The sequence below is a fragment of the Burkholderia sp. MSMB2157WGS genome, from assembly GCF_001532755.1.
Lineage (GTDB): Bacteria > Pseudomonadota > Gammaproteobacteria > Burkholderiales > Burkholderiaceae > Burkholderia.
This window is the reverse complement of sequence record NZ_LPJG01000017.1, coordinates 178,445-201,090: the sequence shown is the minus strand read 5'-3', so window position 1 is coordinate 201,090 and position 22,646 is coordinate 178,445. Positions and strand designations below refer to the sequence as shown.

21 protein-coding genes are annotated in these 22,646 nt (G+C 67.1%); 13 read left to right on the top strand and 8 right to left on the bottom strand.

Translation table 11 applies throughout. The features are described from left to right. From WT53_RS11935 to WT53_RS11920, 4 genes are read left to right on the top strand one after another with little or no spacing between them, the layout of a single operon-like run. Positions 1–2,571, top strand: a complete 2,571-nt coding sequence (locus WT53_RS11935; RefSeq protein WP_034205955.1) for a lyase family protein — start codon at positions 1–3, stop codon at positions 2,569–2,571. Continuing rightward, complete coding sequence (locus WT53_RS11930; RefSeq protein WP_034205954.1) at positions 2,568–3,380, top strand: formyl transferase; 813 nt, start codon at positions 2,568–2,570, stop codon at positions 3,378–3,380. The genes WT53_RS11935 and WT53_RS11930 overlap by 4 nt, the downstream gene beginning before the upstream one ends. After that, positions 3,381–3,983 (top strand): LysE family translocator, encoded by a 603-nt coding sequence (locus WT53_RS11925; RefSeq protein ID WP_059834254.1) that lies wholly within the window; start codon positions 3,381–3,383, stop codon positions 3,981–3,983. A 37-nt stretch (positions 3,984–4,020) separates the two neighbouring features. Then, positions 4,021–4,977: a D-aminoacyl-tRNA deacylase gene (locus WT53_RS11920; RefSeq protein ID WP_034205952.1), complete on the top strand. Its 957-nt coding sequence runs from the start codon at positions 4,021–4,023 to the stop codon at positions 4,975–4,977. A gap of 11 nt (positions 4,978–4,988) precedes the next feature. Here WT53_RS11920 and WT53_RS11915 read toward each other — a convergent pair whose 3' ends face one another. Both WT53_RS11915 and WT53_RS11910 read right to left on the bottom strand, forming a co-directional pair. Continuing rightward, positions 4,989–5,795, bottom strand: a complete 807-nt coding sequence (locus WT53_RS11915; protein ID WP_230624866.1) for an AraC family transcriptional regulator — start codon at positions 5,793–5,795, stop codon at positions 4,989–4,991. 1,020 nt (positions 5,796–6,815) lie between these two features. Then, a complete protein-coding gene (locus tag WT53_RS11910) occupies positions 6,816–7,514 on the bottom strand; it encodes an MgtC/SapB family protein (protein WP_034205950.1) in 699 nt (232 codons plus the stop codon). Between the two features lie 114 nt (positions 7,515–7,628). Here WT53_RS11910 and WT53_RS11905 point away from each other — a divergent pair, with 114 nt between their 5' ends. Beyond that, positions 7,629–8,738, top strand: coding sequence for an AGE family epimerase/isomerase (locus tag WT53_RS11905; RefSeq protein WP_060259933.1), 1,110 nt, complete (start codon positions 7,629–7,631; stop codon positions 8,736–8,738). On the opposite strand, the gene WT53_RS11900 is transcribed toward WT53_RS11905, so the two are convergent. Further along, positions 8,711–10,330 carry a methyl-accepting chemotaxis protein gene (locus tag WT53_RS11900; RefSeq protein WP_034205948.1) on the bottom strand — a complete coding sequence of 540 codons (1,620 nt, stop codon included), beginning with the start codon at positions 10,328–10,330 and terminating at the stop codon, positions 8,711–8,713. The genes WT53_RS11905 and WT53_RS11900 overlap by 28 nt on opposite strands. A 281-nt stretch (positions 10,331–10,611) precedes the next feature. Here WT53_RS11900 and WT53_RS11895 point away from each other — a divergent pair, with 281 nt between their 5' ends. After that, complete coding sequence (locus WT53_RS11895; protein WP_034205947.1) at positions 10,612–11,055, top strand: PaaI family thioesterase; 444 nt, start codon at positions 10,612–10,614, stop codon at positions 11,053–11,055. Positions 11,056–11,111: 56 nt separating this feature from the next. Here WT53_RS11895 and WT53_RS11890 read toward each other — a convergent pair whose 3' ends face one another. The 4 genes from WT53_RS11890 to WT53_RS11875 form a co-directional block, all read right to left on the bottom strand. Continuing rightward, positions 11,112–11,393, bottom strand: coding sequence for a type II toxin-antitoxin system RelE/ParE family toxin (locus tag WT53_RS11890; protein ID WP_034205946.1), 282 nt, complete (start codon positions 11,391–11,393; stop codon positions 11,112–11,114). Then, on the bottom strand, positions 11,383–11,631 hold the full coding sequence (locus tag WT53_RS11885; protein ID WP_034205945.1) for a type II toxin-antitoxin system Phd/YefM family antitoxin: 249 nt from the start codon (positions 11,629–11,631) through the stop codon (positions 11,383–11,385). The genes WT53_RS11890 and WT53_RS11885 overlap by 11 nt, the downstream gene beginning before the upstream one ends. Before the next feature lie 118 nt (positions 11,632–11,749). Then, entirely contained in the window at positions 11,750–12,802 is a 1,053-nt protein-coding gene (locus WT53_RS11880; protein ID WP_034205944.1) for a CaiB/BaiF CoA-transferase family protein, read from the bottom strand. Positions 12,803–12,968: 166 nt separating this feature from the next. Beyond that, entirely contained in the window at positions 12,969–13,733 is a 765-nt protein-coding gene (locus WT53_RS11875) for an IclR family transcriptional regulator (RefSeq protein ID WP_034205943.1), read from the bottom strand. Between the two features lie 133 nt (positions 13,734–13,866). Here WT53_RS11875 and WT53_RS11870 point away from each other — a divergent pair, with 133 nt between their 5' ends. The 7 genes from WT53_RS11870 (at position 13,867) to WT53_RS11840 (ending at position 21,381) form a co-directional block, all read left to right on the top strand. Beyond that, positions 13,867–14,649 carry a crotonase/enoyl-CoA hydratase family protein gene (locus WT53_RS11870; protein WP_034205942.1) on the top strand — a complete coding sequence of 261 codons (783 nt, stop codon included), beginning with the start codon at positions 13,867–13,869 and terminating at the stop codon, positions 14,647–14,649. A 76-nt stretch (positions 14,650–14,725) separates the two neighbouring features. Next, the gene (locus WT53_RS11865) at positions 14,726–15,946 is read left to right on the top strand and encodes a CaiB/BaiF CoA-transferase family protein (RefSeq protein WP_034205941.1); all 1,221 of its coding nucleotides are present in this window, start codon (positions 14,726–14,728) and stop codon (positions 15,944–15,946) included. After that, positions 15,943–16,743 carry an enoyl-CoA hydratase/isomerase family protein gene (locus WT53_RS11860; protein WP_080747696.1) on the top strand — a complete coding sequence of 267 codons (801 nt, stop codon included), beginning with the start codon at positions 15,943–15,945 and terminating at the stop codon, positions 16,741–16,743. The genes WT53_RS11865 and WT53_RS11860 overlap by 4 nt, the downstream gene beginning before the upstream one ends. Positions 16,744–16,826: 83 nt before the next feature. Next, positions 16,827–17,879, top strand: coding sequence for a porin (locus WT53_RS11855; RefSeq protein ID WP_034205940.1), 1,053 nt, complete (start codon positions 16,827–16,829; stop codon positions 17,877–17,879). Between the two features lie 10 nt (positions 17,880–17,889). Continuing rightward, positions 17,890–19,212, top strand: a complete 1,323-nt coding sequence (locus WT53_RS11850; RefSeq protein WP_034205939.1) for an MFS transporter — start codon at positions 17,890–17,892, stop codon at positions 19,210–19,212. Positions 19,213–19,250: 38 nt separating this feature from the next. Beyond that, a complete protein-coding gene (locus WT53_RS11845) occupies positions 19,251–20,405 on the top strand; it encodes an acyl-CoA dehydrogenase family protein (RefSeq protein WP_034205938.1) in 1,155 nt (384 codons plus the stop codon). Positions 20,406–20,442: 37 nt separating this feature from the next. Further along, positions 20,443–21,381, top strand: coding sequence for an alpha/beta hydrolase (locus WT53_RS11840; RefSeq protein WP_034205937.1), 939 nt, complete (start codon positions 20,443–20,445; stop codon positions 21,379–21,381). A gap of 55 nt (positions 21,382–21,436) precedes the next feature. On the opposite strand, the gene prpF is transcribed toward WT53_RS11840, so the two are convergent. Then, positions 21,437–22,627 (bottom strand): 2-methylaconitate cis-trans isomerase PrpF, encoded by a 1,191-nt coding sequence (prpF, locus tag WT53_RS11835; protein WP_060259930.1) that lies wholly within the window; start codon positions 22,625–22,627, stop codon positions 21,437–21,439. Positions 22,628–22,646: the final 19 nt, after the last annotated feature.

The window sequence follows — 22,646 nt, the reverse complement described above, 5'->3', positions numbered from 1 at the left end:
ATGGCGATCGTCTACATCGAATCGAACACCACCGGGTTCGGGCAGAGCTTGCTCGATGTGTCGTTGAACTACGACGAAACCTGTTTCCTCGTGCGCGACCGTGCACGCTATGCTTTTCTCGACCGATTGTCGCCGGACGTTCGCGTGATCGATTGCGACACGCAGTCTGTCGACACGCTCGAGCGTATCGTCGGCGATCTTCCCGACGTGCGTTATGTCGCGTCGACGAGTGATGGATTCATCGAGAACGTCGCACGATTGTCCGAGCGTCTCGGCCTGCCCGGCAATTCGGAGGCGGCCGTCGCCTTGTGCCGGGACAAGTTGCGGCTTCAAGATACGTTACGCGACCATGGCGTCCCGTACCCGTACACCGCGGAAATCGAATCGGCGAATGCTGCGCGCAAGCTAACCTATCCGGTCATCGTGAAGCCCAGACAGGGCACGGGCAGCATCGGCGTGCGCCTGGTCGAACGGGAGCAGGATTTTCCGGACATATCCGATAGCGCGTTCATTTGCCAGCGCTTCGTCCCGGGGGTGGAGTTCTCCGTCGAATCGTTCAGCGACGCCGACGGCCATCATGTGCTCGCGGTGACACGCAAGTTCCTGACCAAGCCGCCGCATTTCCTCGAACTGGCGCACGTCCTGCCGGCGAACCTCGATGCGGCCACCCACGCCCGCATCGTCGATACCGTCCGTCGCGCGCTTCACGCCGTCGGTTATATGTTCGGTCCCGCGCATACGGAACTGAAGGTTCACGGCGACACAATCACCATCATCGAAATCAATGCGCGCCTGGCAGGGGGCATGATTCCCCGTTTGATGGAGCGTGCCTATGGATGGTCGATCGCAGATCTGTACGTACGCAGCCATCTCTCGAGTCGCAGCCAGTTTGTCGTGCCGACACCCGCGCTGCACAGCGCCGTCGCGTTCGTCGTGCCGGAAGTCGGGCGCCGCTATGTTGGTATCGATTTCCCGGACGATTGCGCCGATGCGGGACTGTTTCGCGAGGAAGGCGTCAACGCAGGCAAGTTCGACTTTTCGGATCGCGCCGGCTACGTGATTTCATTCGGACCCAGCGCCGGCTCCGTGCTCCGGAACGCATTGTCGCTACGGAGGCGTTCACGCGTACTGTACGACGATCCGGACCGGGAGATGCCGGACCGCGACACGATTCACGACATCGTCTACGAACACTCCCCCCCATGCTTCGGCAAGCTTACGGTTAATCTTCTCGCGATCGAAAAAGCCCATCTGATCATGCTGCGGGAACAGTCGATCCTGAGCGCGGAGCAGTTCCACTCGCTGCGAGAAGCGGTGATGGCGCTGGAAGCGAATCCGGCGTTGCTGCGGGAACACGTTTCCGGTCGCGGAGATTACTTCGACTACGAGCAGTACGTGATCAGCCGTTGCGGACGAGACACGGGCGGCATGGTTCAGGCGGCGCGCTCGCGCAACGACATCAATGGCACGCACCTTCTGCTGACCATCCGTCAGGCGCTGTCGCAAGTCACGCGCCGGGCCATTGATCTCGGCGAGGCGCTCGCACGACGCGCTGCGGAGTCAGCCGACGTTCCGCTGCCGATCTATAGCCAGTACCAGACCGCCATGCCAGGGTCGGCAGCACACTATCTCGTCGCACAGTGCGATATCTTGCTCGGGACGCTCGACGCGCTGTCCTCGCTGCGCGACGGGTTGACATCCTCTCCGCTTGGCGCCTGCGCGGGTGCGGGCACGACGTTTACCACCGACCCGCGACGCACGGCGAACCTGCTGGGTTTTTCGACGGGGCCGCTCAATTCGCTGAGCGCGATCACCGACAAGAATCCGGCACTGCGCTGCGCCTGTCTGCTAACCGAGCTGAGTAGCAATCTGAACCGTATCGCCACCGACCTGCAGCTCTGGTCGATGCGTGAAATCGGGATTGTCACGTTGCCCGACGGCATGTACGGCGGGTCGTCCAACATGCCGCAAAAGCGCAATCCGTATCTGCTCGAATGGTTGCGCCTTGGTCACGACCGGATCGCCGGACATTGCGCCGGGGCACTGTCATCACTGTCGCATTTGCCGACCGGTAACTCCTATCAGGCAAGTCGCACCGCGGTGGAAGCGGTCAGCGCGATGAGCGGACTCGTCATCGACATGCTGAAGGTGCTCGTCTATGCGATAAACGAAATCCAGTTCGACGCCAACGCCGCGCGCCGCGCAATCGACATGGGCAATGCGGGCGCGACACTCGTTGCAGAATCGCTTGTGCAGCAACACATGGCATCGTTCAGGGACGCCCACGCGGCTGTGAGCCGTGCGCTGTCAAACACGCCTGATGCTACGCAGGATGTGCTCGACACCGCCGCGGGCACAATGCTCGACCGCCTCCATGTCGAACTGGAAAGCGCAACCGTATTCGATCGCCTCGACAGCGGCGGCGGGCCGTCGACGCGGAACACGCGCGCCGCACTGGCGACGCTCGCCACGCGTTTGCTGGATCAGCGTAGACGTCAGCGATTGCGCGAGTCGCGCGCTGCTGCGGCGAAGCAAGCGCTCGATCACCGCTTCATGAGTATCCGCGCATGACCGACATCACACTGCTTTGCTCGGATGGCCCGCATCATTTGTACCTTGCCACGGAAATACTGAACGCGTTCGGACAGGTTCGCGTCATCGTCGAGCCCGGGCGCGAACAGGCATCGCGCCTGCTTCGCAAGGGCCACTATCGCGCGTATTTCTGGACACGTTACCACGAATGGCGACGCAAGCTATTCGGCTATGACACTTACCGCCGCCGCTACTTTCTTCGCGACGACGGGCCGCAAACATGGGACGCGCTTCGACGGCAGGCCGGCGTGCGGTATCTGGAAACGTCGTGGATCAACGACACGATCGTGCTCGACGCACTGCGCGAGAAAATCTCCGATGTCTATATCGTGATGGGTACCAAGAAAATCGGCACGGCCGTGCTGTCGCTTGTCCCGTCCGATCGCATCGTCAATATCCACGGTGGTCATTTGCCGTACTACCGCGGCAACCACTGCTTCTTCTTCGCGCTGCATCACGGCGAACTCGACAAGCTGAGCACGACGATTCATCGGGTGTCCGCAGGTCTCGACACTGGCGCCATCATTAGCCGTCATTCGGTTCGGCTCTCTCCGGACGACAATTCGGAAACGCTCTATTCGCGTGCCGAGCGTGCCGCGGTGGACAGCCTCGTTGCCCGCCTGAAGCGGGATTCCGATATCGCCACATGGAACAGCGAACCTCAGCCGGACATCGGTTCGACCTATCGCATGCGCGATCGCGGCCCGCTGGTCGAACTCGTACATCACCTCAGCGCCGTCCGCCGGCGGCTTGCGGCGGGCGCGAATCGCGGCAAGGAGACCGGCTAGATGAACGTTGACGACGCGCTGGTCGGCAAGCTGCTCCAGATCATGCTGTTTTCGATCCCGCTGATCATCTCTCCGGGGCCGAACAACCTGATGACGACCGCCAACTGCGCGCAATTCGGATACCGGCGCACATTGCCGTCGCTGACCGGCATCTCGTTCGGCGTGTTCGTATTGTTCATGGTCGTCGCGCTCGGGTTGTTCAGCGTGATGAACCGTTACCCATTGCTGCACCCGGCGCTGAAAGTGATTGGTTCCGCGTACATCCTGTACCTGGCCTACAAGCTCTACACGTCGCAGTCGGACAATGCCGAAAGTCGTTCGATCGAACATCCCATTACGTTCGGTGAGGCTGCCCTGCTCCAGGTCGTGAACCCGAAAATCTGGCTGCTCGGCGCCAGCGCGACGTCGACGTTCCTGCCGCTGACGGGCAACGTCTACATCGACGCGACGCTCCTGTCGCTCACCCTCGGGCTCGTCTTCTTCCCATGCAACTCGCTGTGGGCGGTAGGGGGCCTCGTGATGTGCCACGTCCTGAACGGCAAGACGCTCCAGCGCATCCTGGCGCTGCTGTCCGCCTCTTCGATCGCGTTCCTGCTTTTCTGAAGGCGGCCGCACCACCCCATTTTGGAGACGCTCACCCGTGAAGCACATCGTCCTGGCTTTCTGCACGAATCTCGACAAGGATCCGGTATCGGCGCGCGTGCTGGCGCGACTTCTTGCGGTCGGCATCGACTGGCAAGTCGAAGGCACCGTGGACGGACGTCCGATACTGCACACGCAATCCGGAGGCGTACGCTACGACCTGTTGCAACTCGACGACGTGTTCAGTCACAACTATCGACGCTACGCTCCGCTGGTAAACACCGGCTTCGGCGATGCGGACGCGATCGTGATCGTCAACTGGCACGAAGGGAAAAACGCGCCTGATCGCATCTTCACGATTCAGACGACCGGCGACATGGAAAGCGGTACGTTCAGCCCGGTCGATCCCGCCATTGCACGCAGCCTGTTTCTGACGGTCGAACACGAGCGCCGGCAAGCGGGCCTGGATTCGTACTCGACGTGGATGGAAGCCACGCACTGGTCCGGGCCGCTCTACGGCGCCCAGCCCGGCAGCCTCGTCTCCGCCGTCACGCCGTCGGTCATCGATCTGGAAATCGGCAGCACCGAGGACGCGTGGACGTGCCCGGACGCCGTCGACGTGCTCGCGCGCGCGTTGCTGACGGTGGGCGAGCGAATCGTCCAACCGGCGATCTCGCTACTCTGCATCGGCGGTGTCCACTTCGAGCCCGGCTTCACGCAACTGCTGCGCGACTACGGCGACACGCAAGGACTCGCACTGTCGCACGTGCTCCCGAATCACTGGCTGGTCGCGCACGGCTACGACGCGCCCGAACGGCTTACGGACCTCGTCGCGTGCGCCCGATCGATCAAGGGCGGCGTGGACGCGATCGCTTTTCACGACAACCTGAAGGGCGCCCACAAGCAGCAGGTGCGCACTCTTGCGAACGAACTGCACGTTCCCGCCCTCTCGCATCGGAAGTTGCGGTCACCCGACCTGGCCGGTTTGATTCGCGACGCGAAAGCCTCCCCTTGACCCGGGCGAGGTCACTTTCCGCGCACGGCGCCGGGAGAATAGCCGTAATGTCGCTTGAACGCGGTAGAAAACCGGCTGTGCTGCGCGTAGCCGCACTCGAGTGCGATGCTCATGATCTTCTGATTGGTGTGTTTCAGCATGTCATGCGCGCGGCGCATCCGCAGCTCGGTCAGAAACGCGTGCGGAGACTGGTCGAACGTGTTCTTGAACTTGCGCAGGAAGTGATAGCGGCTGAGATTCACCAGATCCGCCAAATGTTCGAGCCGCACGATCTCACCGAGGTTGGCGTTGCAATACTCGCGGATCTGGTCGGCCTGCTTCATCGACAGACGGCCGCGCGCATCCACGGGTTCCAGCTCGGCCTCGGCATATCCGCGAATCGCATTGAGCAGAATCCAGCTCATCAGGCTGTCGATGCCTAGCGACAGCGTGTCGTCGCCCCAATCGGCCTGCGCGATGCTGTTCGCCGCCGCACTGATGACGGGGGACGCTTCCTGGAATACCTCGCGGAACCGGTAGGCCTCCGGCGGCTGTCGCAAGGACCGGATCAGGCTGGGCTCCAAACTGGGCAGGTCGAAGTAAATGTGCAGAAAATTGAGGCGCTCGGTAATCCGCCACTGCGATTCGCCTTCGCCAATCGGGAACAGGCAGACCGCGCTCTTAAATCCTCGGCGTACGATGCGCCGCCCATCGACCTGCGCGCAATTTTCACCGCCGGACAAATAGATACTCAGCACATTCTCCGTTGAGCGCTTATATTCGGTCAGCGTATTATGACCTGTCCATTCTGACAGGATTATGCCCGACGGCAATTGCATGGATCGAACGGCTTCGGCTCCCGCCGAATTCAATGCACCCCGAACCGTAATTGAATTTGAGCAAGACATGTGTCGCAATCGCAAGTTGTGAATGTGGGTGCGAAAAGACGGATTACCCACTGGAGAGGGGTGCCGCATACGCTTTCTGGGATACGTCGCACCACTCCGGGGAAGCATCCGCCGCCAATACCCGAAGCCAGTCTGTCCCTTTCGGCCAGTGCGGTCATGCCTCGTTAGCTTACCTGAAGTCCACCGGAAGCGGCCGGACAATACATGTCGAATTCGGGCTGAAGTGTCCGGCCTGTCGCGGACACTCGACGGAGTCGTCCGACGAGTGCATTATGGCGATCGGTCCACACTCTATGCACCAGACGCGGCTCTCCGTATGAAATCTTGCCCGTTTTAAAATCGCCGCGCAACGACATAGGTTTTCAATGACGCGAATAATGAGCGATTCGATCCGCCCACTTTCGAACGGATGGGATCGATGACAATTCGATTGCGGATATCTTGAAAAAGCGCCGGCATCGGCGTTAATCGCGTCTCGAAGACACAAAATCTCCGTGACTTCCTGGAACGCGTGATACTGTTCGCGGCTGATCCGCAACCGTGGCGAAAGAGTCACGTTTTCAATACCGCGCCGCTCGTACTCGGCGCATTCGGCGTTGCGTAGGCCGAGTCGCTCGACAGCACGTTCGACCGGTCGAAACGCTGCGGTGATCAGGGGGCGAGTGGGGCTTGACGCAGAATTTCACCTGGACTTCATTGGACAAGGTCTTTTACCAGCTTATCGGGGGCAGCTACTTCGCGGATCGTCCTCGCGACCAAGCAATGCAAAGCGCTGCCGAGCGCCACACTCCGAATAACAGAGCCAGCCTGCGCGCACTCCGCCAATAGGCCTGGTGGTGCCTCCAATTCGCCACTTCATGGAAATCGAATAGCCGGCCCCACAGGCGCGCCCCCTGATATCGAACGAAATCGGCGATCCACCATTGCCGCACGCCCCGCCACCCATTCACGCTATTCATCCCCCGCGAGCCCGTTCCCGCCGTCGAAGCGCGTGACGCCCGGCAGCGCGCGCAGCTTGTCGCAAATCGCCTTGTATTCGAGTTCCGACACCCGCGCCAGTGCGATGCGCACTTCGTCCTGCTCGCCCGTGTCGTCGGCACGCTGCACGATGAACTGCTTCACGCGCGCACTGTCGGGGCCGAGTGCCGCGTGCAGCGAATCGAACGTCAGCGTGCCGCTCGCAACCGTCAACGCAAGCTGGCGCCGTTGACGCACCGTGAAATAGCGCCGCTCCAGCGGCTTGATGCCGGCCAGAATGATCAGGATGATGATCGTCGCCGACACCGACGCGACATAGAGCCCGCCCCCCACCGCAAGGCCGATCGCGGCGACCGACCAGAGGCTCGCGGCCGTCGTCAGCCCGCGCACGATCTCGCCGCGCAGCAGGATCGAGCCCGCGCCGAGGAAGCCGATGCCCGACACGACCTGCGCGGCGATCCGCGACGGATCGAGCACGACGTGGTCGCTGGTGCCGAGCACGTCGGCGAAACCGAACGCCGACACGATCATGATCAGCGTCGAGCCGACGCACACGAGCATGTGCGTGCGCAGGCCGGCCGCCCACGACAGGCGCTCGCGCTCGAAGCCGATGACGCTGCCGAGCGCCGCCGCGAGCACGAGCCGCATCACGAGTTCCAGGTTGTTGAGCATCCGATTTCTCTCCTTTTTTGGTGCCGGCCGCGCGGAATGTTTTATCCTTGGCCCCGGCCGCGCCGATTCCCGGGCCGCGCCGACACGTTTTCGATCCAAGCGCTCAACCCCGCCATGTCCGTTTCCGACTCCGCTTCCGCCCAGGCCGCCCAACTGCGCCACCATTTCGCGCACGTCGTCTTGCCGATCTGGCGGGGTTCAGGGTTCGACCCGGCATTGCACCTGCCGTTCGAGGCCGTGGATCCGGCCACCCACGCGCCGCTGCCCGTGACCCGTTATCGCGCAATGGCGTGCGCGAGGCAACTGTTCGTGTTCGCGCGGGCCGGCGACCCGGCGCACGCGGCCACGCTGTTCGACGCGCTGTGCCGGCACTTTCGCGACCCGCGTCATGGCGGCTGGATCTACAGCGTCGACGCGCAGGGCGCGCCGCTCGATACGACCAAGGATCTCTATACGCACGCGTTCGTCGTGTTCGCGTGCGCCGCATGGCATGCGGCGTCGCGCGACGCCGCCGCGCGCACGGTGGCGGAAGAAACCGCCGCGCTGATCCAGGACCGCTTCGCGCCGCGCCACGGCGACGCGTTGCTCGATGCCGCGCGCCACGCCGATTTCTCGTCATCCGGCAGCGGCGCGCTGCAGAATCCGCTGATGCATCTGACCGAAGCGTGGCTCGCGGCCGCCGACGCATTCGGCGACCCGGCGTTCGACGATGCGCTCGCGCGCACCGCGCAGGCCGTCGAGCGCACGTTCGTCGATGCGGCGACCGGCTGCGTGGCCGAGTTGCCGCTCGGGGCGGCCGACAATCGTTTCGAGCCCGGCCATCAGTTCGAGTGGTTCTATCTGGTCGACGCGGCCGGCGCGCGGCTCGCGCAGACCGGGCTTCCCGCCGCGCTGTCGCGCGCGTTCGCGTTCGCCGAGCAATACGGCGTCGATCCGCAGACGGGCGGCGTGTGCGCGGCGCTCGACGCGCAAGGCGCATGCATCGACGGCACGCAGCGGATCTGGGCGCAGACCGAATACCTGCGCGCGCTCGCGACGCACGGCGGCACGCCGGCCTCGGCGCCGCTCGCGCGCCAGATCGAGCGGTTCGCCGCGCGCTTCCTGCATCCGCGCGGCTGGTTCGAGTGCAAGACGGCGGAGGGCCAGGTGTCGCGCGCCGACATGCCGTCGACGACGCCCTACCACCTCGCGACCGCCTACGCGGCGCTGCCGGCCGGTTCGTAGCCCGTCGCGGCGAACGACGGCGCCGCGCGGCCGCCCGGTGCGGCGCGTCCGTCGCCCAGCTCGAACACCGACACCGCCTGCATCAGGTGTGCGGTCTGGTCGTTCAGCGATGCGGCGGCGGCCGCGACTTCCTCGACCAGCGCCGCGTTCTGCTGCGTGAGCTGATCCATCTGCGTGACGGCCTGGTTGACCTGCTCGATCCCGACGCTCTGCTCGACCGACGCCGCCGTGATCTCCGCCATCGTCTGCACGACCCGCGTGATCGACGCCGACACCGAGCGCATCGCATCGCCGGCGCGCTCGACGAGTTCCGCTCCGCCGTTGATCTGCGCGACCGAATCCTCGATCAGCGCCTTGATCTCCTTCGCCGATTGCGCGCTGCGCTGGGCGAGCGAGCGCACTTCGCCCGCGACCACCGCGAAGCCGCGCCCCTGTTCGCCGGCCCGTGCGGCCTCGACCGCCGCGTTCAGCGCGAGGATGTTGGTCTGGAACGCGATGCCGTCGATCACCGAGATGATTTCCGCGATCCGCCCCGAGCTCTGCGCGATGCCGCGCATCCGGTCGATCACGCTGTCGACCACGCCGCCGCCATGGCTCGTGGCTTCGAGCGCCGCGTCGGCCAGCGCGCTCGCCGCACGGGCGCTGTCGGTGTTCTGCCGGACGGTCGCGGTCAGTTCCTCCATGCTCGCGGCGGTTTCCTCGAGCGATGCGGCCTGCGTGCCCGTACGCGCCGACAGGTCGGCGTTGCCGCCCGCGATCTCGCCCGCGCCGAGGTGGATCGCATCGGACGCGTGGCGCACCGTGCGCACGGTGCCCGCGATGCTCGTCTGCATCGCGGCGAGGCCGCGCAGCATCCGGTCGATCTCGAACACGCCGCCCGCCTGCACGGCTTCGTCGAGACGGCCCTGCGCGATCCGCTCGAAATGACGGCCGGCCTGCTCCAGCGGCGCGACGACCGCGCGCCGCGCGGCCGCGTAGATCGCGGCGCTCGCCGCGAGCATCGCCACCAGCAGCACGATGCCGACCGACTTGAACCACAGCATGCCGCCGTCGATGGTGTCGAGCGCCGCGCGGCTCGAGGTGCCGCCATAGTCGGTGAAGCGATGCAGTTCGGCGATGTACGCGTCCTGGAAGCCCTGGGTCGGCTGGTCGAGGAACGCCTGGATGTTGTCGGCGTCGAGGAACTGCACGAGCTCGCCCAGCGCGCCGCGCAGCGCACGATAGCGTTCGGCGAGCGCCGCGACGCGTGCGCGGTTGGTGTCGTCGACCGGCTGCGCGGCCGTCAGCACGGCGAACGCCTTGTCCGCTTCCGCGAGCGACGCGCCCGCGTGGCGGATGATGTCTTCGGGCTTCGGGCCGCCGCGCACCATCCGCGTGCCGGCACGCGACAGGTTGATGCGTGCGTCGAGCAATTGCTCGGTCGCCCGGCTGGCCGCGTCGACCTGCGCGATCGCGACGTTCGACAGATCGTCGACACCGCTGCGCGTCGACGCGAGCGTCCAGAAGCCGAGCGCTTCGATCGCGAACAGGAAGAGACAGAACACGGTCAACACGCCGAGCAGACCCGACGCGAGCTTGATTTTTCCGAACATGGAGGATTTCCTGGAGAGCGGACGATGAGGCAATGCCCCGGCATTAGCGGCATTTCTTCGTCGGACTTTAGGCGGATTGCCGGCAACGCAGGTCAATCGCGCGCTTCGCACGCGCATTCGCGTCGAATCGCCCGCAAACGCGGAAGATCTTGGGTATTCGGCGCAATAATCGCGTCGCATCGCACCGGAATTTGCCCGAAACGCGAACGAATTTCCTTGCTTATCCGCAGCCCCCTTCCTAGAGTTCAGCGCAAGCGGGCACTCATTTGGAAGGAAGTTCGATGACCGACATCACGGACCACGCGCGCGGCGCATTGCGCGCGCAACCGTTCAGCATGCTGCTGGGCACGGAGCTGATGCATATCGGCGACAACGAAGTGTCGCTGTGTCTGCCCGTACGCGAGGAACTGCGGCAGCAGCACGGCTTCGTGCACGGCGGCGTCATCAGCTATCTCGCGGACAATGCGCTGACGTTCGCCGGCGCGCTCGTGCTCGGCCCGCGCGTGATCACCGCCGAATACAAGATCAACTACCTGCGGCCGGCCGTGAACGGCACGCTCGTTGCCCGCGCGAAGCTCGTCTACGCGGGCCGGCACCAGGCGACCTGTCAGTGTCACGTGTTCGTCATCGACGGCGATCACGAGCGGCTCGTCGCGATCGCGCAAGGCACGATCAACCGCGTCGGCGACGGCAAGGCGCCGGACAGGCCGGAGGAAACGGCGTGAGACGACGCCCGTCGCGAGGTCAATGAAAGAACGCCGAACACGCAGCGCGTGTCGCGCTAGCGCTTCATCGCGGCGAGATAGCCCGCATCGCGCTCGCGACGCCCCACCGCGACTACCAGTACGACGACTTCCGCATCGCGCACTTCGTACACGAGGCGATAACCGATACTGCGCAGCTTGATCTTGTAGCGGTCCGGATGACCGTGCAGCTTCGCCGAAGGAATGCGAGGGTTCTCGAGCCGTTCGACGAGTCTGGCCTTGAACTGATCGCGAATGGTGCGATCAAGCTTCCTCCACTCCTTCAACGCAGGTTCGAGAAAGGCGAGCTCAAAGGTCATTCAACTTGACCTTGACGGCTTTCTCCTTGGCGCGCGAGTCGGCCAGCACGTTGTCTTCGATATCTTCGAGACGTTCGACCATCGCCTCCCATGTCTTCGCCGGAATGCAATAGAACGCGGGTTCGTTGTGATTCAGGATCGCGACCGGGAACCCCTCTCCCGCCGCCACGGTTCCCATCGGGTTCCGCTTCAGCTCCGAGACGCTCGCCGTCACGCTAGCCAGGATGGTATGGGGCATGTCTGCTCCTTTTTCGATCGAATTTACATTGTACTTTATTTGACACTATATTTAGTGCGATTTTTGGTGCCAAACAGGCGGTACCGAATTCGCTCTCGACCCGTGAAGTTTGATACCCCTACTCGTCCCCGCCGCCCGCCAGCGGCATAAACCGCGGCGCCACCCGCGCCCGGACGTTGCCGTGCTCGTCCGTCCGATAGATCCCGCGCGCCGCGTTGTGCGGATGCACGGCCGCGTCGGCCACGCTCAGCACCGGCGCGAAACACGCGTCGGTGCCTTCGAGCAGCGCGCGCCAGTGCGCAGACGGCTGCCCGGCGAACACCTGCGCGAAACGCGCCTTCAGCGCGGGCCAGCGCGTCCGGTCGTACTGCGACGCGGGATCGACGTCGGTCAGCCCGAGCCGTTCAATCAGCAGCGCGTAGAACGGCGGCTCGAGCGCGCCGATCGTCACGCATTCGCCGTCCGCGCAGCGATACACGTCGTAGAACGGCGCATCGTGGAACAGGCTCGGCTGCGCGCCGTCGAGCTGCCCGCTCGCGCGTGCCCACAGCGCCAGCGACCCGAGCATCGACACGATGTCGACGATCGCGCCGTCGACCACGCGCCCCGGCCCGCCGCCGCGCACGTCGAGCAACGCGCAGACGATCCCGAACGCGAGCCCGAGCGCGCCGCCCGCATCGCCGACGACGGTCGGCGGCACGCCCGGCCGGCCGTCGCGCGGCGCGGACAGCGACAGCAGCCCGGTCAGCGCGACGTAATTCAGGTCGTGCCCGGCCGCGGCCGCGAGCGGGCCGTGCTGGCCCCAGCCCGTCATGCGTCCGTAGACGAGTGTCGGGTTGCGGTGCGCACAAGCGTCGGGCCCGAGGCCGAGCCGCTCCATCACACCGGGCCGCAGCCCTTCGATCAACGCATCGGCCTGCGCGATCAGGTCGAGCGCGGCGTCACGCCCGGCCGGCGTCTTCAGGTCGAGTTCGACGATCGTCTTGCCTTCGCGCAGCAGGTCGCCATCGCGGGCCCGCAGCGCGTCCGGCGCGCTCGTGCGGCCGGACGGGCGTGCGACCAGCGTGATGCGTGCACCCATACCGGCGAGCATCCAGCCCGCGAGCGGGCCGGGGCCAAGGCCCTCGAACTCGACGATGTGGATGCCGGAAAGCGGCGCGTTCAATGGCATGGCGACCTCGCTGAAATGCAGCCGGGACAGGAACGGCGAAACGTTCCGATTCTATGCGAATGGATGCACGCGCCGGCTTCACGCGGCCAGGGCCCGATCGCGGTAATCACGGGCTTGCGCTGGCCCCCCGAACGAACTTCTCCGAACAGAGGGGCGTGAACGCGCCCTAGCGAGGCCCGTCGCCCGCGCGCTCGGCCAGCGCCGCCCGCATCGCGCGCACGATCGCGTCCCGATGCGGGTCGATCCGCTCGACGGGCCCGGCCACGCCCATCGCCAGCGGCAATCCGTTCCAGCCGTCCGCGATCACCATCGAGATCATCGCGGCGCCCTGCGTGACGGTATGCGCCGAATAGGAATAACCGAGCCGGCGGGTCTGTTCGACCTTGTCGAGCACGACGTCCTCGTCGATCGTCCTGCCCGACTTCCCGATCCGGCGGATGCTGCGCGACACGAGCCGGCGGATCGTGCTGTCCGGCTGAATGCTCAGCAGCGCCCAGCCGAGTCCCGACATGCAGATCTCGCGACGCGTGCCGATCGGCGCATAGAACTGCACCGGAATCGAGTGCGAGCCTTCGACCGCATCGATGTACTGCACGTACAGGTCGCTCTGCACCGCGATCACGACCGCCTCGTGCGTGCGCGCCGCCACCCGCTTCGCGACGGCATGCCAGTGCCGCCGGCTGCCGGCCGCCGAATCGACCAGCGCTTCGCCGAGATTGACGAGCCGCGCGGTAGGCGCATACGCGTGCGTCGCGTCGTCGTACGCGAGGTAGCCGAGCGTCTTCATGCTGGTCAGCAACGCCGCCGCGCTCGACCCCGGATACCCGCAGCGCGTGGCGATCTCGCGCACGCTCAGCGGCCGCTGCAAGGTGCTGAAGAGTTCCAGCACCTCGAACACGCGCGCCGCGCTCTTGACCACGTTTCCGCTCATCCCGCCTCTCCGCAGCGACCGGCGCGGGCCTTCCACGTATGTGGAACGGAATTTCCCGCCGCCAACCGTCGTGACGATACTAGGCTTCGGCCCGCGGCGTGAAGCCCCGCGGCACCGAACACACGGAGACACCATGGCAGCCTTTTTGATCCGTGAACGGCAGGGCGCGATCCTGACCGTCACGATGAACCGTCCCGACACCCGCAACGCCATTTCGGACACCGACGCGATCGACGCGCTGACCGACTGCTGCGACGAAGCGAACCGCGACGAATCGATCCGCGTGCTGATCCTGACCGGCGCCGGCACGACGTTCTCGTCGGGCGGCAACGTGAAGGCGATGCGCGCGTTCGCGGAAGCGGGCCCGCACGATCCCGCCGCGATCCGCACCGGCTATCGCCGCGGCATCCAGCGGCTCGCGCACGCATTCCAGCACCTCGAAGTGCCGGCCATCGCGGCGGTCAACGGCCCGGCCATCGGCGCCGGCACCGATCTCGCGTGCATGTGCGACATCCGCATCGCCGCCGAGCGCGCACGCTTCGCGGAAAGTTTCATCGCGCTCGGCCTCGTGCCGGGCGACGGCGGCGCGTGGTTCCTGCCGCGGATCGTCGGCGCGGCGGTCGCCGCGGAAATGTCGTTCACCGGCGACGCGCTGGACGCGCAGGCCGCACTGCGCTGCGGGCTCGTGTCGCGCGTCGTGCCCGATGGCGACCTCCTCGCGCATGCGCACGAACTGGCCGGCCGCATCGCCCGTCATTCCGGCACCGCGCTGCGCCTGACCAAGCGGCTGCTGCGCGAAGGCCGCCACGCGAGCCTCGACTCGCTGCTCGACCTGTCGGCGTCGTACCAGGCGTTCGCGCACGCCAGCCCCGAACATCGCGCGGCGGTGAACGCGCTGTTCGCCGCGCGCGGCTGAACCCGCGACGCATCGCGGCCGTGCAGCCGGCGCATGCCGGCTGGCCCGTCGAATCCATATCGAAGGAGACATCGTCATGACCAGCAACAACGAGGGCGCACTCGCAGGCGTGCGCGTGGTGGACCTGAGCCGCGTCTATGCGGGGCCGTTCTGCGCACAGACGCTCGCCGACCACGGCGCGGACGTCGTCAAGATCGAGCCGCCGCAAGGCGACGAAACGCGCGACTGGGGGCCGGCGATGCCGAGCGGCATCTCCAGCTACTACTGGGGTCTCAACCGCAACAAGCGCAATCTCGCGCTCGACCTGTCGCATCCCGACGGGCGCGACGTGCTGTTCCGCATGCTCGAGACGGCCGACGTGCTGATCGACAACTTCAAGCAGGGCACGCTCGAACGCTGGGGCATCGGCTACGAAGACTGCCTGCGCGCGCGCTTTCCGCGCCTCGTCCACTGCTCGATCTCCGGATACGGCACCGACGGCCCGCTCGCGCGGTTTCCGGGCTACGACGCCGTCGCGCAGGGCCTCGCCGGTTTCATGTCGATCAACGGCGAGCCGGGCGGCATGCCGCTCAAGGTGCCGTTTCCGGTCGTCGATTACGCGGCCGGCCTGAGCGCCGTCTCCACCATCCTGATCGCGCTCGTCGAGCGGACGCGCTCCGGCCTGGGGCAACACGTCGACATCGACTTGTTCAGCACCGCGCTGTCGATGCTGCATCCGGTCAGCACGAGCTGGATGGCGACCGGCGACGTGCCCGTCGCGACCGGCAACGTGTACGGCGCGATCGCGCCGTACGGCGTCTATCCGTGCAAGGACAAGCCGGTCGCGACCGGCGCCGGCAACAACCGTACGTTCGCGCGCCTCGTCGAGGCGCTCGGCGTGCCCGAGCTGGCGCGCGATCCGCGCTTCGCCACCAATGCACAGCGCGTCGCGCATCGCGAAGCGCTCGACACGCTGCTCGGCCGGTTGACCGCCGAACTGCATGCCGACGACGTCGTCGAGCGACTGCTGCACGCTGGCGTCGCGACGGGGCCGGTCAACACCGTGGCCGATGCGTTCGGCCATCCACAGGCGGCGCGCAACGCGATGTTCGTCGATACCGATACGTACACCGGCGCGGGCATCCCCGCCAAGCTGTCCCGCACGCCCGGCGCGATCCGCCGGCCGCCCCGGCCGTTCGCCGCCGACACCGACGCCGTGCTCGACGCGTTCGGGATCGATGCGGCGCACCGCGACGCGTTGCGGCGGGCGCGCGTGCTGCACGACACGCGGGCGGACGCCGCCGGGAGCGCGTCATGACCACCCCGCGCTCGTACTCCTCGCCGACCGGCGACGATGCCCCGTCGATTCTGCGCGACGACGCCAGCGGCATCGCATGGCTGACGATCCATCGCCCGCACGTCGCCAATGCACTGTCCGCCGAAGCGATCCGTCGCCTGTGCGACGAGCTCGTCACGCTCGACGACAACCCGTCGATCCGCGTCATCGTGATCCGCGGCGCGGGCGAACGCGCGTTCAGCGCCGGCGTCGACCTCGGCGATCCCGAGATACGCGGGATGCAGCCGATGCGCGGGCTCGCGCGCAACGTGCACGAGCTGATCCTGGAGCTGCGCAAGCCGACCATCGCGGCCATCAACGGCTACGCCATCGGCGGCGGCTGCGAAATCGCCCTCGCGTGCGATCTGCGAATCGCCGCCGATCACGCGACCTTCGCGCTGCCCGAAGCGCGGGTCGGCATGGGCGCGAACTTCGCGAGCGTGCTGCTGCCGCGCATGTTGCCGCGCGCGATCGCGATGGAGCTGCTGTTCACGGGCCGCCGCTTCGATGCGGACGAAGCGCGGCGCACCGGCCTGCTGAACCGCGTCGTGCCCGGCGCCGCGCTCGACGACACCGTGCGCGAACTGGCGCTGACGATCGCCGCGAACGCGCCGCTCACGATCCGCCGCATCAAGGAAACCGCGACGCGCAGCCAGGGGCTGCCGGTGGCCGCCGCGCTGCGGCTGGACGTCGGCCCCGACGTCTACGCGAGCGAGGACCGGATCGAGGGCGCCCGCGCGTTTCTCGAAAAGCGCAAGCCGGTGTTCAAGGGACGCTGAGCCCGGCACGGCATCGCGGCCCCTCCGCGCGCACCGCTCCCAGAACGCGGGCGCGCCCAAAAAACATGGACGGAGACACCCTCATGCAACGGAAAGCATTCCTGGTCGGCGCGTGCGTGCTGTGCGCCGCGTCAGCGCACGCGTCGTCGGTCACGCTGTACGGGATCGTCGACAGCTACGTCGAATTCGATCGCATCGGCAGCCTGTCGAGCGTGCGGCAAAGCGGCGGCGGCTCGTCGACGAGCCGCTTTGGACTGACGGGCGTCGAGGATCTCGGCGGCGGCACGTCGACGAAATTCGTGCTGGAAAGCGGCTTCTCGCCGGCCGACGGATCGTTCCAGGGCGGCACGCTGTTCTACCGGCAGGCGTACGTGTCGCTGCGGAACACGCGCTACGGCGACCTGCGGCTCGGCCGGCAATACACGCCCGCGTTCTACGTCGTGTACGACGGCGATCCGTTCGGGCTCAACGAACGGATGTCGCCGCTCGCGCTGCTCGCGACGTCGACCGACACGATCACGAGCAACACGACCCCGCCGATTCCGCGCTTCAACCAGGCGGCGTCGTATCTGAGCCCCGACTGGAACGGCCTGCGCGTGATGGCCACGTACGGCTTTCCGACGCCGAATGCGCTATCGACGCAGGCCGGACGCAACTACGGCGCCGGGCTTCAGTACCGGATCGGCGGCCTCTACGTCGGCGCCGGCTTCCAGGGCGATACGTCGGCCGGCAACCTGGCGCCCGTCGTCGCCCCGTCGACGACCCGCCACTACGTGTTCGCGGCCAATTACGCGTTCGCGCGGGTCAAGCTGTACGCCGCGTTCCTGTACGGCGTCGGCACGGCGGCGCGGCTGCCCGCGTTCTCGACCGCGAGTGTCGGCGCGTCGATCGACGTCGGCGCCCTCGATCGCATGCTGGTGTCGCTCGTGCGCCGCGACGTGAAGGGCTCGGCGAACGATGCGACCGCGCTCGGCGTCGGCTACGACCATCCGCTGTCGAAGCGGACGTCGCTCTACGCACGCTATCTCTACATGAAAAACGGCGGCGACGCTCGCAACACCGTCGTCGCCGGTCTGCAACCGCGTCCGGGCGGCACCGAGCAGGTGTTCGCGCTCGGCATCGCCCACCGCTTCTGACGGAGTGCCCATGACCCCGACCCTTTCGACCCGCCCGAGCGCCGTCGACGACGGTGCGCCGCAGGCGCTCTACCGCCGGATCTCGCGTCGGCTGCTGCCGTTCCTGATCCTCTGCTACACGCTGTCGTTCATCGACCGCATCAACATCGGCTTCGCGCACGCGCAAATGGCCGCCGAACTGCACTTCTCCGATGCCGTCTACGGGCTCGGCGCGGGCATCTTCTTCATCGGCTACATGGCGTTCGAGATTCCGAGCAACGCGTGGCTCGCGCGGATCGGCGCGCGCCGGACGATCGCCCGGATCATGGTGCTGTGGGGCCTCGGCTCGGCCGCGACGATGTTCGTCGCGACGCCCGCACAGTTCTACGCGTGCCGCTTCCTGCTGGGCGTGTTCGAGGCCGGCTTCTTCCCCGGCATCCTGTTCTATCTCGGCGCGTGGTATCCGCCGCGGCAACGCGCGAAGGCGTTCGCGCTGTTCATGACCGCGCTGTACCTCGCGGGGCTGATCGCCGGCCCCGTGTCGGGCGCGATCCTGTCGTACTTCGACGGCGTGGCCGGCCTGAGCGGCTGGCAATGGCTGTTCGTCGTGGAAGGGCTGCCGAGCAGCGCGCTCGGCCTCGTCGCGCTGCGCTTTCTCGACGACCGGCCGGACGACGCACGCTGGCTGTCCGACGCCGACAAGGCCGCGCTGCGCGCCGCGCATGCGCAGGCCGAAGCCGGTACGCCGGCCGCGCACGCGGCGCGGCCGTTGCTCGCGCATCGCGATTTCTGGCTGCTGTGCACGGCCAATTTCGCGATCGCGGCCGCCGGCTACGCGCTCGTGTTCTGGATGCCCGTGATCCTGCATCGCGGCGGCCTGCATGGCGCGATGCAGATCGGGCTGCTGTCCGCGCTCCCGTACCTGTGCGGCATCGTCGGCATGCTCGCGATGGGCTGGCGCACCGAGCGCCGGCGCGAATGGCGCAAGCACGGCGCCGTCGCGATGCTCGCGTGCGCGGCGGCGCTCGCCGCTCTCGCGACCAGCGCCGGCACGTCGCATCTGATGATCGCGCTGTGCATCGCGGTCGCCACGCACGCCGCGGCGCTGCCCGCGTTCTGGGTGCTGCCGGGGCTCGCGCTGCCCAAGCGCGCGATGGCCGTCGCGATCGCGGCGATCACGATGACCGGCGCGATCGGCGGGTTCGCGAGCCCGTTCCTGATGGGCGTGCTCAACACGGCCACCGGGTCGATGCGCAGCGGGCTCTATTTCAATGCCGCGCTGCTGGCGGTCGGCGCGCTCGCCTTGCTCGGCACGCTGCGCGCCCGCGCGGCGGCGCACGCGAACGCCAGCTGACGGCGCGACTTCTTCCTCCCCTGTACGGACCCACTCTGATGAATTTCGAACTCGAACTCGAACACCGGATGATCCGCGACCTCGTCGCACGTTTCGTGAAGGACGAGCTGATTCCGCTCGAAGCGGCGGTGATGGCGCGCGAGGCCGACGGCCAACGCTTCGGGCTGCTCGCCGACGAGCGCGCGCACCTCGACGCGCGCTCCCGGCAACTCGGCCTGTGGGGACTCGACGCACCGCTCGACGCGGGCGGCTCGGATCTGCCGGCCGTCGCGATGGTCGGCGTGAACGAGGCGATCGGCACGACCGTCACCCCGTACATCCTGCCGCCCGATTCGCCGAACCTGCGAATGCTGTGCGACGCGGCCGACGATGCGCAACGCACGCGCTATCTCGAACCGTACGCACGCGGCGCCACGCGTGCGGCGATGGCGATCTCCGAGCCCGGCGCCGGCTCCGATCCGGGCGCGCTGTCGACGACGGCCGTGCGCGACGGCGACGGCTGGGTGCTGAACGGCCGGAAGATCTGGATCAGCCACGCGGCCGAAGCCGACTGGACGATCGTGATGGCGCTGACCGATCGCAACAAGGGCAAGCGCGGCGGCATGTCGGCGTTCATCGTCGATCGCGGTACGCCGGGCTTCGTCATCGAGCGCCGGATTCCGATGATCGGCGGGCTGTCGACCTACGAGATCGTGCTCGAAGACTGCCGCATTCCCGCGGTGCAACTGCTGGGCCGGGAAGGCGTCGGCTTCGCGCCGATGCAGGCCCGGCTCGCGAACCGGCGGCTGGAGATGGCCGCATGGTGCATCGGCCGCGCCGAGCGCGCGGTGGCGCTGCTGTGCGACCATGCGAAGCAGCGCACGACCTTCGGCGTGCCGCTCGCGGAGCGTCAGGCGGTCCAGTGGTGGGTCGCCGACGCGCTCACGCAGATCCACGCATGCCGCCTGATGACCTACGAAGCGGCCGCGCGCGTGGATGCCGGGCAGGATGCCCGCACGCAGATCTCGATGGTCAAGGTGTTCGCGACCGAAATGGCGTGGACCGTCATCGATCATGCGATGCAGACGCTCGGCGCGATGGGCATGACGAAGGAAATGCCGTTGCAGCAGATGGCCACCGAGGCGCGACTGATGCGCATCTTCGAAGGCCCGACCGAGGTGCACCGCTGGGTCGTCGCACGTAGCGTGCTGTGACCGCCGCGCGCCGCCCACTTCCACGATGGAGCCTGCATTGAAGACCCTGCATCTCGTCGATCCCGAAATCCGCCCGCTGCTCGAGACCTGGCCGACCGTCACGCTCGACGCCGACAACCTCGCGCAGTCGCGCCAGCGCGTGCTGCCGCTGCCGCCGCCCGACCCGGCCGGCAGCACGCTCGATCGCCGCACGGTGCCCGGCCCCGCCGGCGCGCCGGACGTCCCGGTCCTCGTCTATCTGCCCGACGGCCACGCGCGCCCGCTGCCGGCGATCGTCCACCTGCACGGCGGCGGCTTCGTGCGCGGCGCGGCGAAGGATCTCGAAGCGGTGCACCGGTCGCTCGTGACGCAGCTCGGCTGCGCGCTGATCTCGGTCGACTACCGCCTCGCGCCGGAAACCGTGTTTCCCGGCGCGATCGAGGACTGCTATGCGGCGCTCGCGTGGGTGTTCCGTCACGCCGACACGCTCGGCCTCGACGCCGCGCGGATCGGCGTGGCCGGCGAAAGCGCGGGCGGCGGGCTCGCCGCCGCGCTGGCGCTGCTGGCGCGCGACCGCGGCGAATTCCCGCTCGCGTTCCAGCACCTGATCTATCCGATGCTCGACGATCGCACCTGCACGCGCACGCCGCATCCGCATGCCGGCGAATTCATCTGGCATGCGGCCAACAACCGGTTCGGCTGGACCGCGCTGCTCGGTCATGCGCCGGGCATCGACGGCGTGTCGCCGTACGCGGCGGCCGCGCGCGCCACGCGGCTCGACGGCCTGCCGCCCACGTTCCTGTCGGTCGGCTCGCTGGACCTGTTCCTCGACGAGAATCTCGACTACGCGCAGCGCCTGCTCCGCGCGGGCGTGCCGACCGAGCTGCACGTGCTGCCCGGCGGCGTACACGGGTTCGACATCGTGCCCGGCGCGCGCATCTCGGAAACGGCGCGCCGCCTGAGCCACGACGCGCTGCGCCGCTTCCTGCACGGCTGACGAAAACGACGCGGGCGGCCGAAGCCGCCCGCATCCGCGCCGGTACCGACGACGATCAGAACGCGTCGCCCGGCACGCGCACCCAGCCTTCCATCAGCACGCGCGCGCTGCGACTCATGATCGCCTTCGTGACGGTCCACTCGCCGTTTTCCCGTTTCGCTTCCGCACCGACGCGCAACGTGCCCGACGGATGGCCGAAGCGCACCGCGTTGCGTTCGCCGCCGCCCGCCGCGAGATTGACGAGCGTGCCCGGAATCGCCGCGGCCGTGCCGATCGCGACCGCCGCGGTGCCCATCATCGCGTGATGCAGCTTGCCCATCGACATCGCGCGCACCAGCAGGTCGACGTCGCCCGCGTTCACGCGCTTGCCGCTCGAGGCGACGTAATCGGCCGGCTTCGCGACGAACGCGATCTTCGGCGTGTGCTGTCGCGTCGCGATTTCGTCGAGCGTGTCGATCAAGCCCATGCGCAACGCGCCGTGCGCACGGATCGTCTCGAACTTCGAGAGCGCCTTCGCGTCGCCGTTGATCGCGTCCTGCAGCTCGGTGCCCGTATAGCCGATCGCTTCGGCGTCGACGAAGATCGTCGGGATGCCCGCGTTGATCATCGTCGCCTTCAGCGTGCCGACGCCCGGCACGGCCAGATCGTCGACGAGATTGCCGGTCGGGAACATCGAGCCGCCCGCGCCTTCTTCCTCGGCGGCCGGGTCCATGAATTCGAGCTGCACTTCGGCGGCCGGGAACGTGACGCCGTCCAGCTCGAAGTCGCCCGTCTCCTGCACCGCGCCGTTCACGATCGGCACGTGAGCGACGATCGTCTTGCCGATGTTCGCCTGCCAGATCCGCACGGTCGCGACGCCGTCGCGCGGCACGCGCGCCGGATCGACGAGGCCGCCGGCGATCGCGAACGGGCCGACGGCCGCCGACAGGTTGCCGCAGTTGCCGGTCCAGTCGACGAACGCGCGGTCGATCGCGACCTGCCCGAACAGGTAGTCGACGTCGTGACCGGGCCGCGTGCTCTTCGACACGATCACCGTCTTGCTGGTGGACGACGTCGCGCCGCCCATCCCGTCGATCTGCTTGCCGTACGGATCGGGGCTGCCGATCACGCGCAAGAGCAACGCGTCGCGCGCGGCGCCGGGCGCCTGCGCGGCATCCGGCAGATCCTGCAGCCGGAAGAACACGCCCTTGCTGGTGCCGCCGCGCATGTAGGTGGCGGGAATCCTGATTTGAGGAATATGAGCCATGTCTGTGTTCTCAATGTGC